Raw genomic sequence first — 12,734 nt, 5'->3', positions numbered from 1 at the left:
CCCATGTCTTATCGTGAACTGATATTCACGGTAGCTGCTGAAACAGCAGAGCCTTTAGGCGATGCCTTGCTCGAGCTGGGCGCACTCTCTGTCACTGTAGAAGATGATTCTGCCGGTGGTTACGATGAGAACCCACTTTACGGCGAGCCTGGTCTTTCTCCTGAAGTTCAGGCCTGGGATCGATCTGCCGTTACAGCACTGTTTAATCCTGATATCGATGATTCAGATAGCGCAGAATTTATTCCTGAGCTACTAGCGTCCCTAAAAGAAGCAGGCTTTAAATTAGCGCCGCCGCAAGAAAAAACGGTTGAAGAACAAGATTGGGTGAGGCTGACACAAAGTCAATTCGCACCCATTCAAATTGGTAAGCGAATTTGGGTGGTGCCCTCATGGCATGAGGCACCAACTGATCCTAACGCAATTTGCCTAGCAGTCGATCCGGGTCTTGCATTTGGTACAGGCAGTCATCCAACAACACACCTTTGCTTGCTTTGGCTTGAAGAACATACTGATTTAAAAAACCAAAGTCTGCTCGATTACGGATGTGGATCCGGTATTTTGGCAATTGCTGCTGCAAAACTGGGATGTAATCCTGTTGTCGGAACTGACATTGATCCCCAAGCAATGATGGCAGCACGTAGCAATGCGGAAATCAACACCACCACCATTCGCTTTGTTCTGCCAACTGAAGGCGCACTAGAACTTGCTGCTGAAAGCAAATACGACATCGTGATGGCTAATATTTTGGCCAATCCACTGCAAGTGCTTGCACCAGCATTGGTCAATAAAATGCGCCCGGGCAGTCAAATTGTTTTGTCTGGAGTGCTTGCAAGACAAGCCGATGAAGTGATTGCCACCTACAGTCAATGGCTCAAGCTATCCGTTTGGAAAGAAAGTGAAGGCTGGGTCTGCCTGCATGGCGTCCTAGAGAATGACAAGCAAAGCACTTCATCCGCTGAGTTTGCTGCACCCGCTCAAAAAAAAAGTCTTAAACCCGTTCTCTTAACTTGCTTTTTTATGCTGCTCCTCGTTTTTGGAGAGCATTTATCCAGAAATGCTTTGTTACCAGCATTAGCACCACGGATTGATGGAACATCAAATTCATTTTCAGTTGCTGCATTTTCGCTTTTGCAACGCATCGATGAAAAATTATGTAGCGCACTAGGATGCTTTAATCGCCCTGTGAGCGATTTTGCAGCCTGGAAAATAACTTCAGCCACACTATCTCCTGAAAACGCGCGCGAGGGCCTTAAAAAGCCCGCAAATCAATCGATATTGCAAGTTGAAATACAAAATCGACTCGCAATTCCAATTTTGTTACCAAATTTAGAAATTTCTCTGACCGATGCAGAAGAATCTGAGTTGAAATCGATTGAATTAGCTCCAAAAGAATGGCTTCCACAATCCTGGCAAGAATCTCACCCCGATTTTTCTAAGTTTGGCGCTCCTGCTGGAGAAATAATTCAAGCCGAACTACCGATTACTCTGCCACCAAACGCTGCGGGATATCGAGTGCGCATTCTTTACCCTCAATAAACATCCTTTGATTCAATTTTTCTCTACCTCATACCTACAGAAAGTAATTTATGGCTAGTTTGATCTGCGGCTCTATCGCTTATGACACCATCATGAACTTTGAAGGCAAATTTGCCGATCAAATTCTGCCGGAACAGATTCATATCCTCAATGTGGCCTTCTTAGTTCCCACGATGCGCCGTGAATTTGGTGGATGTGCCGGCAATATTGCCTATAACCTCAGTCTTTTGGGTGGCGACCCCATCATCATGGCAACGGTTGGCGGTGATGCCGCCCCATACATGAACCGCTTAAAGCAACTGAACATTGATGCTAGCCATATCCGTCAAATTGATCATGCGTTTACTGCACAAGCCATGATCACCACCGATCAAACCAATAATCAAATCACGGCATTTCACCCTGGCGCCATGGGTGAGTCACACTTGAATCAAGTTTCTGCTGTGGTTGCCGAAAGAAGCAAAAACTCAAAAGGCGCAGCAAAGTTTGGCATTGTTGCCCCAGACGGACGCCAAGGCATGTGGGAACACTGTCATCAACTGGCTGAAGCAAACATTCCGTTTATCTTTGATCCAGGCCAAGGCTTGCCAATGTTTAATGGCCCTGAACTCCTTGAATTAGTCGATATCGCCAGCTATTTGGCGGTCAATGACTATGAAGGCGAAATGCTTTCTCAAAGAACTGGCCTCAGCTTGGCCAAAGTTGCCCAGCGAGTCAAAGCGCTCATCGTGACTAAGGGCGCTGAGGGTGCCGATATTTACGTGGATGGCAAATGCATCTCGATTCCACCAGTACCAGCAGCAAAAGTGGTTGACCCGACTGGGTGTGGCGACGCATTCCGCGGTGGATTGCTATTTGGTCTTGAGAATGGCATGGACTGGGAAACCACTGGTCGCCTGGCTAGCTTGATGGGCTCCATCAAAATCACCCACCAGGGACCACAAAACCATCAACTCAATAAAGCGCAGATTGCCGATCAATTTAAAGCAGCGTTTGGTTTTAGCTTCTGAAACTTCCCAGAAAGTCTAGGCAATAAAAAAGGGGTCTCGTGAGAGACCCCTTCTGATAACACCCGTCCGATTAAGGACGTGTGCCAGTTGGGAAGGGCCAAGCAGCGGCAGGATTCAACGCACTAGTCGCTGGTGCAGCTTTCTTAGCCGCGGGCTTTTTTACAGCAGAGCCCGCTTTCTTCGCAGCAGGCTTACTTACTTTTTTTTTGCTACGCGCTTTTTTGCAGCTTTTTTAGCAGCAGGCTTTTTAGCCGCAGCTTTTTTAGCTGGACGCTTTTTTGCAGCTTTTTTAGCAGCTGGCTTCTTAGCGGCTGCTTTTTTCTTAGCAGCAGGACGCTTCTTAGCAGCTTTCTTAGCAGCAGGCTTCTTAGCGGCTACTTTTTTCTTAGCAGCAGGCTTCTTTTTAGCTACTTTTTTAGCAGCTGGTTTCTTAGCAGCTACTTTTTTCTTAGCAGCTGGTTTCTTTGCAGCAGGTTTTTTCTTTGTTGCCATGTGTGTTACTCCTTCACGTGAGGATTAGTACAAACTACATTAAGAAGACCCGACCATCTAATTCCGCCTGGTTTTGCAACCTTTTGGAGCTGACGAGCGAGCCATTCATCGGCGCGCGGCTTGATGCTAAGTGCTGCACGCTAATGAATCCTGGAAAAAAAGCCGTGGCCCCGAAGGACAACGGCTTCTTAAATGTGCTGGAAAAAATAGAGAGAATAGCCCAGGCACCCTTGAACAAGGGTTTTCGGATTTGAGTCTGTTTTTGCTGACTTCTTAAACTATCCAACCGTCTAATCTCCTATTTAGCCGGCTGTGCGCTTACTTACTGCTGACTACTCCCAACTTAGCGCACCGCCAGTTTGATACTCAATAACGCGTGTCTCAAAAAAGTTTCGTTCTTTCTTAAGATCAATCATTTCTGACATCCATGGAAATGGATTCTCTTCATTTGGGAACATCGCGTCAAGTCCTATTTGCAAACATCTACGATTACAAATGTATCTTAGGTACCCTTTGAACATCGGAGCGTTCAATCCGAGCACTCCGCGAGGCATCGTATCTTCGGCATAACGGTACTCTAATTCGACTGCTTTTTCGAAGATCGATTTAATCTCGTCTTTGAACGCGGAAGTCCATAACTGCGGGTTCTCCAGCTTGATTTGGTTAATTAAATCGATGCCAAAATTGCAGTGCATTGACTCGTCGCGAAGGATGTATTGATACTGCTCGGCAGCACCCGTCATTTTGTTTTGACGACCCATTGCAAGTATTTGCGTAAAACCAACATAAAAGAACAAACCTTCCATTACGCAAGCAAAAACGATGAGCGAACGAAGTAAGGTTTGATCAGCTTCTAATGTGCCAGTCTTGAAATTTGGGTTAGTCAGAACGTCAATATATGGAATTAAGAATTGATCTTTGGCGCGAATAGATTCAATTTCGTTGTACGCATTGAAGATTTCAGCCTGATCTAAGCCCAAAGATTCCACAATATATTGGTACGCATGGGTATGAATCGCCTCTTCAAAAGCCTGACGCAATAGGTATTGGCGGCATTCTGGAGCGGTAATGTGGCGATAAGTGCCCAAAACAATATTGTTGGCAGCCAAAGAATCCGCGGTTGTAAAGAAGCCGAGATTGCGCTTAATGATGCGGCGCTCATCTTCAGTCAGACCGTTGGGATCTTTCCAAAGCGCGATATCGCGGTTCATATTGATCTCTTGAGGCATCCAGTGGTTTGCACAACCAGCCAAATACTTCTCCCATGCCCACTTATATTTAAATGGAACCAGTTGATTAACGTCAGTCTTGGCATTAATGACACGCTTATCAGCAGCATTGACGCGCAAAGCTGCGCCACCAGCTAAATTAGCTGCTGCTACAGATGCAGGCTCAGTCGCGGTTACTTGTGGTGCCATCGCCACTTGATCCGGCTGTGGGCGTTGTGGCTCCACTGCAACCGGCTGCGGTGCAAGACCAGCTTTCGCTAGTGCTGGAGCAACTTCCTCTTCCCAATTCAACATAACTTTCTCCTAAATTCTTCTTTTCTTATATCTGACCAATAAGCGAATAGCTTATTGGCATGCTTCACATTCTTCAAAGCCAGCATCACCTGGGCGCATTGTGCAAACTGGACCGTCAGCCTCTACTGCGCCACCAGCACCTGCGGCAGCTGCCGCATCCGTTCCGTTTACGCCACCACCGCTCGATACCGAGTTCAATTGACCGCTAGCAACAGTTGATTTCTCAACGTGGGTTGCAGCCATAGTGCGAAGGTAGTAAGTGGTCTTGAGACCGCGCAACCATGCCAACTTGTAGGTGTCATCCAATTTCTTGCCAGATGCGCCAGCCATGTAGATGTTCAGTGACTGAGCTTGGTCAATCCATTTTTGACGACGGGATGCCGCTTCAACCAACCAGCTGGGCTCGACTTCAAAGGCGGTAGCGTACAAATCACGCAAATCTTGTGGAATACGATCAATCTTGGACAAAGTACCGTCAAAATACTTCAAATCAGCAATCATCACTTCATCCCAAAGGCCGCGATCCTTCAAATCACGCACCAAGTACTCGTTTACCACTGTGAACTCACCAGAAAGGTTAGATTTCACGAACAAGTTCTGGAAAGTAGGTTCGATACAAGCAGAAACACCAATGATGTTAGAAATCGTGGCTGTCGGCGCGATCGCTACACAATTAGAGTTACGCATACCGTGTTGCTTGATACGGCTACGTAAACCACTCCAATCCATTGTGGATGAGTTATCAACCTCAACGTAACCGCCACGCTCTTGAGCTAGCAGGGCTACTGAATCTTGTGGGAGGATGCCGCGATCCCATAAAGAACCTTTATAGGTACTGTAGACGCCACGCTCTTCTGCCAACTCACAAGATGCTTGATAGGCGTAGTAGCAAACTGCTTCCATGGAAGAATCGGCAAACTTGACTGCCTCGTCACTTGCATAAGGAATACGCTGCATATGCAAGCAATCCTGGAAGCCCATGATGCCCATGCCGACTGGGCGATGCTTGAGGTTGGAATTACGTGCTTTAGCAACAGCGTAGTAGTTGATATCAATAACGTTATCGAGCATACGCATTGCAGTACGCACGGTTTTTTGCAACTTCTCGTGATCCAAGACCAACTTACCGTTTGCATCGGTAGTCATATGAGCAGTTAAGTTCACAGAGCCCAAGTTACAAACTGCAATCTCGTCCTCATTGGTATTAAGAGTGATCTCAGTACAGAGGTTAGAGGAGTGAACAACGCCAATATGCTGTTGTGGGCTACGGATGTTGCAAGGGTCCTTGAAAGTGATCCATGGGTGGCCAGTTTCGAACAACATACCGAGCATCTTGCGCCATAGTTGCTGCGCAGGAATTCTGCGGAATGGCTTCAACTCACCACGATCTGCCTTTTGCTCGTAAGCAACATAAGCTTCTTCAAACGCTTTGCCGAACTTGTCATGCAAGTCAGGGGTGTTCGATGGTGAAAACAAAGTCCAGTCACCGTTTTCCATGACGCGCTTCATGAACAAGTCAGGAATCCAGTTGGAAGTATTCATGTCATGCGTGCGGCGACGGTCATCACCAGTGTTCTTGCGCAATTCCAAGAACTCTTCAATATCCAAGTGCCATGTTTCCAAGTAGGCGCAAACCGCACCCTTACGCTTACCACCCTGATTAACGGCAACGGCCGTGTCATTCACCACCTTGAGGAATGGCACAACACCTTGTGATTTACCGTTAGTACCTTTGATGTGGCTACCTAAAGCACGGACGTTCGTCCAGTCGTTACCCAAGCCACCTGCAAACTTAGACAACAATGCATTTTCTTTCAATGCCTCGTAGATGCCATCAAGGTCATCCTCAACTGTCGTCAAGTAGCAGCTAGAGAGCTGAGGACGGGTAGTAGCTGAATTGAATAAGGTTGGGGTGCTGGACATGAAATCAAATGTCGAGAGGATTTCATAGAATTCGATAGCGCGGCGCTCGCGGTCCAACTCATTCATCGCCAAGCCCATTGCAACGCGCATAAAGAATGCCTGTGGCATTTCAATACGGCGATCTTCAATGTGCAAGAAATAGCGGTCATACAAAGTTTGCAAACCGAGGTAGTTGAACTGCAAGTCACGGCTAGCATTCAATGCAGCAGCCAATTTTGGCAAGTCAAAATCACGCATGCGTGGATCTAACAATTCTGCAGAGATGCCTTCGTTGATGTACTTAGCAAAGTAAGTGCTGTATTCAGCTTGTGTATCGCCTTGCAATACTTCCTTGCCAAAAATTTCTTTACGAATCACGTGCATCAAGATTCGTGCTGTGACTTGGCTGTATGCAGGATCTTTTTCAATCAAAGTACGGGAAGCCAAAATAGCGGAGTCATAGACTTGCGCCATTGGTACGCCGTCGTACAGATTCTTGATAGTTTCAGTGATGATTGGGGTTGCATCAATGTGATTACCAAGGCCTTCACAGGCAGCCTCGATCACTGTACGCAAAGCAGCCATATCGAGATACTTCTCAACACCGTTATCTGTGACTTTAATTCCAGATTCACCGGCTTGATTGGCGGCTTGTGTTTCTTGGCTGACTTCTTGTTGCGCAGCGCGCTCTTGATTACGCTTCTCACGATAGAGAACATATGCACGTGCAACGTTATGCTCACCGCTACGCATCAAAGCCAATTCAACTTGGTCTTGAATATCTTCAATATGGAAAGTGCCGCCATTAGGACGACTACGCAATAAAGCGCGCACTACTGAATGGGTTAATTGCTCAACTTGCTCACGCACACGTGCGGATGCTGCACCTTGACCACCATTTACTGCCAAAAAGGCTTTTGTTACTGCAATCGCAATTTTGGATGGCTCAAATGCAACAACTGAACCATTGCGACGGATGATTTTGTAGTCAGATAACTGGGTTGCCTGGGCGCCACCAACACCGCCAGCAACAAAGCTAGCAGAAGGGGTCTGATTTATTGCCCCTGCAGGACTCATTCCTGGGTTATTTGCTCCAGGTGTTTGACCTGCTGTCTGTGGATTTGCGTATGTCATGTTACTCCTGCGTATATATATAGTTATTTGGACAAAATATCGTTAAAAAACAATGGTGTATTGCTAGATTCAAACACTACATCTAGTGTCTCGAAGCGCATTAGGCACTAAGTATAGGGAAATATTTAGCTATTGGTAAGTTTTTTCTGACAAAAACTTATTAGTATTTTTACTAAGTAATCCATAATTTTTAGGGGTATTTTGGTGCGTAATTTTTAGCCCGTTTTAGGTAAAGGCTAAAAAAGTAAGCGGACACTCACATACAAAACGAGACTATCGAGAAGTGAGCCCGTAAGGAAGATTTTCCAGTGAAATATCTGTCTCTTTTTGGAACTTTTTCCAATCAAAATATTTCCCTGGATCCGTTTTTCGATCAGGAGCAATATCGCTATGTCCCGCGAACTGGAGATTGGGGTGGCAAGACCGCAATTTTTTAATCAAAGTAGCTAAGGTTTTGTACTGCGCCTCTTCAAACATAGATTCTCCGTCACCTTCAAGCTCAATGCCAATGGAGAAGTCATTGCACTTTTCTCTACCCATAAAAGAAGAGAGGCCAGCATGCCAGGCCTTGTTTTGAGTGGAAACAAACTGGATTAATTCACCGGAGCGAGTGACGAGAAAGTGGCTGGAAACTTTTTGTCCAGCAATTTCTGCAAAATAAGGATGCGCATTTGAATCCAGTTTGTTTTGAAAAAAATCAATGATGTATTGGCTAGCGCTCTTATTTTTAAATTCGCCAGGCGGCAGGCTAATGTGATGGATCACCACAAGATCTGGTGAAATATTTTCTGGTCTTACATCCTGATTCGGCGAGAGTCGCCAGTTGGCAGAGCCAATCCAACCTCGCTCATCGAGCGTATCGAGATGCTCTGGACAGCAGTAAAAACGTTGCTCATGCATAATCGCTTCTGATTTAGGAAGATGCACTTTGCAATGTTGACAAAGCACCATTGCTTCAGGCTCAACTACCTTACTAGCCTTATCTGAATTGGGTTTGGGGGTAGAAGCTTCTTTACTTTTGATTTGCTTTTTACCTTTAATCCAAAGATAAAAAAGATATGCGCCGGCAAATAAAAGAAGCCACTTAAACAAGGATCATGCTCTCTGAAGAATAACTTCCAAAACAAAGCGGCTACCAACATAAGCCAAAAGTAATGCGCTGTATGCACTTAATACCCAACGAATAGCGGCGCGACCTCGCAGCCCCACTCGCCAGCGTGCCAACAATAAGCCGGCAAATAAAAACCACGATATCAATGCAAAAATAGTTTTGTGATCAAAAACCAAAGGCTTACCAAATAAGGTTTGGGAAAACAGTAGTCCAGAAAACACTGTGAGGCTAAGCAGTGCAAAACCGACATAGAGCAAGTTAAATAAAATACTTTCCATTGTCATCAATGGCGGCAAATCTTCGAGCCAATGAGCGAATCGGCTATTAGGGATAATCGCAAGCTGGCGGTGCAAAGCCCGGTCCTGAACACTCATCAACATAGCTTGCATAGCAGCCAAACTAAGCAAACCTACTGCAATGGTTGCAACAATAAAATGCCCCTTGAACCAAGGGTCTGCAACTGCCTTTGGAGAAATCAATGTTCCAGAAAAAATATTGGGCAACAAAGAGCAGACTAAAGCAAACAATATCGCCAGCCAACGTAGACTTGAAATAGGCAAAAACCAAGATTGAAACCAATAAAAGGCCAAACCCACCCAGGCAATCAGGGATAGATCTTGAGCAAAGCCAAACACAAAGCCTTGCTCAGCAAAGACTGAGTCATGCAGTTCCTTGCCATGGATGATTAAAACGATCAAAAGGAGGACTTGAATAAGCCCTGAAAAGCGTGGCGATTCCTCTCCCCGCTTGGCTCTGAGGCTCAAAAAAATGAGGAGCAACAAATAAAGTGAAGGGGTAAGCAATCCGTATGCTGGGTGACCTAAAATATCCATCTGGAAAGTCTAATCTATAAATGCTAGAAAACCTCACCGATCGTCTATCTCGCGTTGTTAAAACAATGCGGGGTCAAGCCCGCCTTACCGAAGCCAATACCGCAGAAATGCTGCGGGAGATCCGCCTAGCCCTTCTAGAGGCGGACGTAGCCCTACCGGTAGTTAAGTCTTTACTGGAGCAAATTAAGTTCAAGGCGCTTGGTGAGGAGGTCGTGGGCAGCCTTAGTCCTGGACAAGCCCTGGTTGGCGTAGTCCAACGTGAACTTGCCCAAGTGATGATGGGCGATACCAACCAAAGTGGTGAACTGAATTTAGCGACTCAACCCCCAGCAGTCATCTTGATGGCTGGTTTACAAGGTGCCGGTAAGACTACCTCTGTCGGCAAGCTAGCCAAATGGCTTCAAGAGAAAAAGAAAAAGAAAGTGCTCACGGTTTCTTGTGACGTCTATCGTCCGGCTGCTATCGAGCAATTAGAAACAGTAACCAAGCAAGTTGGAGCCGAGTTTTTTCCCAGCAACATTAATCAAAAACCGAATGATATTGCGACTGCTGCATTAGATTGGGCGCGTCGCCATTATTTTGATGTCGTGATTGTCGATACCGCAGGTCGCTTAGGTATTGATGAAGCACTCATGCAAGAAATTAAAACCTTGCATACAAGTCTTCATCCAATTGAAACTTTATTTGTAGTTGATGCCATGCTGGGCCAAGATGCCGTCAATACTGCCAAAGCCTTCCATGAAGCACTTCCGCTGACGGGCGTCATTCTCACGAAATTGGATGGCGATTCCCGCGGCGGTGCCGCCCTCTCGGTCCGTCAAGTGACCGGTGTGCCCCTCAAATTTATTGGTGTGGCTGAAAAAATGGATGGCCTGGAAGCCTTTGATGCGGAGCGCATGGCTAACCGCATTCTGGGCATGGGCGACATTCTTGCCTTAGTTGAACAAGCTCAACAACACGTCGATGTTGCCAAAGCAGAAAAATTAGCGAGCAAGATTTCTAAAGGTGGATTTGATTTAGAAGATTTCCGAGATCAACTTCTACAAATGCAAAAGATGGGTGGTATGGCTAGCTTGATGGATAAACTCCCCAGTCAAGTAGCGCAAGCTGCTTCCAAAACAAATCTCAGTAACGCAGATAAACAAACCAAGCGGATGCGCGGAATCATTGATAGCATGACCCCGCGCGAACGCAGCAAGCCAGAATTACTAAAAGCCAGTCGTAAGCGTCGTATCGCCGCTGGTGCTGGCGTAGAAGTTCAAGAAGTTAATCGTCTGCTTGCTCAGTTTGAGCAAATGCAAACTATGATGAAGCAATTCAAGGGCGGGAAGATGGCCCGTACTATGGCAGCGATGGCTGCTAAAGGAGCCGCCAAGGGCATTGGCGGGCTCTTCAAAAAATAAATTGATGTATTAAGCGATTGTGTTTTTAGCTGCTTGGACAGCAGCGATCACTTTGTCTTTGATTTGCGCAAGCGGAATATTTTGGGACTCGGCATCGGTTCGGCCCTTAAATTCCACTTGAGAATCTGCCAAGCCACGATCACCAATCACCACGCGGAATGGCGCGCCAATCAGCTCCCAGTCAGCAAACATCGCGCCCGGACGCTCATTACGATCATCCAAAATAACATCGACACCAGCCCCAATTAATTCATCATGCAATTGATCGCATGCTGCTTTTACTGCTTCTGATTTTTCGTAACCCATTGGGCAAATGACAACCTCAAATGGCGCCATGGAGATAGGCCAAATAATGCCCTTCTCATCATGCCCTTGTTCAATTGCCGCACCAAGTAAACGCGTCACGCCAATACCATAGCAGCCCATCACCATAGGCTGTGCCTTACCTTGCTGATCGAGATATGTACAACCCATTGCTTCTGAGTAACGAGTGCCCAATTGGAAAACGTGGCCCACTTCGATGCCACGGCAAATATCAACCACCCCTTTACCGTCAGGCGAAGGATCGCCAATGACTGCATTACGAATATCAAGAACCAATGGCTCTGGTAAATCACGGCCCCAGTTCACGCCAGTCAAATGGTGCCCAGCATCATTAGCACCGCATACGAAGTCAGCCATATGAGCAACGGTACGATCAGCCACTACTGTGACGCCTGAGCTTACGCCGACAGGGCCCAAATAACCTGCGGGTGCATTACAAGCTTGTTTAATTTCTGCTTCAGTAGCAAAGCGTGATTCAGCCATGCCAGGAATCTTGCTAGCCTTCACTTCATTAAGCTCATGATCACCACGCACCAACAACATAAAGAGTTTTGCCGGCCCCTTTTCTTGATCGGCAGCAAATAGCAATGACTTCACTGTCCTCTCAAGAGGGAGATTGAGGAACTTTGCAACATCAGTACAATTGGTTTTTTCAGGAGTTGGCACTTTAGTCAGCGCTTGGGTAGCTGTCGCGCGAGTAGCGATCAATGATAAAGACTCGGCTGCCTCTAGATTGGCAGCGTAATCAGAGCTTGGGCAATACACAATAGCATCTTCACCAGTATCAGCAATCACGTGGAACTCTTGACTACCGGATCCGCCAATCGCACCATTATCTGCAGTCACCGCGCGGAACTTCAGCCCCATCCTTTTAAAGATGCGAGTGTAGGTATCGAACATGATTTGATAAGACTTCTTTAAACCTTCGGCATCGCGATCGAATGAGTAAGCATCTTTCATGCTGAACTCACGACCACGCATGATTCCAAAACGTGGGCGCCGCTCATCGCGGAATTTAGTTTGTATTTGATAAAAATTGACTGGCAACTGTTTGTAACTCTTAATCTCGTTGCGAGCCAAATCGGTAATCACCTCTTCTGAAGTTGGCTGAATTAAAAAATCGCGATCATGACGATCTTTAATACGTAGCAATTCTGGGCCCATCTTTTCCCAACGACCAGTCTCTTGCCATAACTCAGCAGGCTGGATCATTGGCATCAGCAACTCAATCGCACCAGCCCGATTCATTTCTTCGCGAATGATGTTTTCTACCTTGCGAATGACCTTTAATCCTAGCGGCAAGTAGTTATACACACCGGCACTGAGCTTGCGAATTAAACCTGCTCGCACCATAAGCTTGTGCGAAACCACCTCAGCGTCGGAGGGGGCTTCTTTTAGCGTGGCGAGAAATGATTGTGATGCTTTCATGTATGGATATAATCAAATCATTGATTTTAAAGGATTTG

General features: G+C 46.3%; 9 protein-coding genes and 1 pseudogene. 4 read left to right on the top strand and 6 right to left on the bottom strand.

Annotation, left to right across the window (positions count from 1 at the left end):
- Positions 1 to 3: 3 nt before the first annotated feature.
- From prmA to FD968_RS01105, 3 genes and pseudogenes are all read left to right on the top strand, one after another.
- Positions 4 to 921 (top strand): annotated as a pseudogene (gene prmA, locus FD968_RS10535) (50S ribosomal protein L11 methyltransferase); the annotation flags it as partial.
- Positions 922 to 1,017: 96 nt separating this feature from the next.
- Positions 1,018 to 1,536: a DUF3426 domain-containing protein gene (locus FD968_RS10530; RefSeq protein ID WP_251367661.1), complete on the top strand. Its 519-nt coding sequence runs from the start codon at positions 1,018 to 1,020 to the stop codon at positions 1,534 to 1,536.
- A 50-nt stretch (positions 1,537 to 1,586) separates the two neighbouring features.
- Entirely contained in the window at positions 1,587 to 2,546 is a 960-nt protein-coding gene (locus FD968_RS01105) for a carbohydrate kinase family protein (RefSeq protein WP_215366865.1), read from the top strand.
- A 195-nt stretch (positions 2,547 to 2,741) separates the two neighbouring features.
- Here the strand turns inward: FD968_RS01105 and FD968_RS01100 are convergent, their stop codons facing one another.
- The 5 genes from FD968_RS01100 to FD968_RS01080 form a co-directional block, all read right to left on the bottom strand.
- Entirely contained in the window at positions 2,742 to 3,038 is a 297-nt protein-coding gene (locus FD968_RS01100; RefSeq protein WP_251367590.1) for a hypothetical protein, read from the bottom strand.
- 332 nt (positions 3,039 to 3,370) lie between these two features.
- Positions 3,371 to 4,561, bottom strand: coding sequence for a ribonucleotide-diphosphate reductase subunit beta (locus tag FD968_RS01095; protein WP_215366862.1), 1,191 nt, complete (start codon positions 4,559 to 4,561; stop codon positions 3,371 to 3,373).
- A 51-nt stretch (positions 4,562 to 4,612) separates the two neighbouring features.
- Positions 4,613 to 7,540 carry a ribonucleoside-diphosphate reductase subunit alpha gene (locus tag FD968_RS01090; RefSeq protein WP_371817751.1) on the bottom strand — a complete coding sequence of 976 codons (2,928 nt, stop codon included), beginning with the start codon at positions 7,538 to 7,540 and terminating at the stop codon, positions 4,613 to 4,615.
- Positions 7,541 to 7,870: 330 nt separating this feature from the next.
- Entirely contained in the window at positions 7,871 to 8,689 is an 819-nt protein-coding gene (gene ampD / locus FD968_RS01085; protein WP_256441470.1) for a 1,6-anhydro-N-acetylmuramyl-L-alanine amidase AmpD, read from the bottom strand.
- A 3-nt stretch (positions 8,690 to 8,692) separates the two neighbouring features.
- A complete protein-coding gene (locus FD968_RS01080; protein ID WP_251367589.1) occupies positions 8,693 to 9,406 on the bottom strand; it encodes an inner membrane protein YpjD in 714 nt (237 codons plus the stop codon).
- A gap of 155 nt (positions 9,407 to 9,561) precedes the next feature.
- Here FD968_RS01080 and ffh point away from each other — a divergent pair, with 155 nt between their 5' ends.
- Positions 9,562 to 10,944 carry a signal recognition particle protein gene (gene ffh / locus FD968_RS01075; RefSeq protein WP_215366854.1) on the top strand — a complete coding sequence of 461 codons (1,383 nt, stop codon included), beginning with the start codon at positions 9,562 to 9,564 and terminating at the stop codon, positions 10,942 to 10,944.
- A 9-nt stretch (positions 10,945 to 10,953) separates the two neighbouring features.
- On the opposite strand, the gene FD968_RS01070 is transcribed toward ffh, so the two are convergent.
- Positions 10,954 to 12,696, bottom strand: coding sequence for a proline--tRNA ligase (locus tag FD968_RS01070; RefSeq protein ID WP_215366852.1), 1,743 nt, complete (start codon positions 12,694 to 12,696; stop codon positions 10,954 to 10,956).
- Positions 12,697 to 12,734 lie beyond the last annotated feature (38 nt).

The organism is Polynucleobacter sp. AP-Titi-500A-B4, from assembly GCF_018688095.1.
Lineage (GTDB): Bacteria > Pseudomonadota > Gammaproteobacteria > Burkholderiales > Burkholderiaceae > Polynucleobacter.
Note: the sequence above shows the minus strand (reverse complement) of the source record. Positions and strands in the feature narration are given on the sequence as shown.

Coding starts and splice junctions, on each gene's coding strand:
- FD968_RS01090 (WP_371817751.1), bottom strand. CDS start 7,540: ATGAGTCCTGCAGGGGCAATAAATCAGACCCCTTCTGCTAGCTTTGTT.
- FD968_RS01070 (WP_215366852.1), bottom strand. CDS start 12,696: ATGAAAGCATCACAATCATTTCTCGCCACGCTAAAAGAAGCCCCCTCC.
- FD968_RS01100 (WP_251367590.1), bottom strand. CDS start 3,038: ATGGCAACAAAGAAAAAACCTGCTGCAAAGAAACCAGCTGCTAAGAAA.
- FD968_RS10530 (WP_251367661.1), top strand. CDS start 1,018: ATGCTGCTCCTCGTTTTTGGAGAGCATTTATCCAGAAATGCTTTGTTA.
- ffh (WP_215366854.1), top strand. CDS start 9,562: ATGCTAGAAAACCTCACCGATCGTCTATCTCGCGTTGTTAAAACAATG.
- FD968_RS01095 (WP_215366862.1), bottom strand. CDS start 4,561: ATGTTGAATTGGGAAGAGGAAGTTGCTCCAGCACTAGCGAAAGCTGGT.
- FD968_RS01105 (WP_215366865.1), top strand. CDS start 1,587: ATGGCTAGTTTGATCTGCGGCTCTATCGCTTATGACACCATCATGAAC.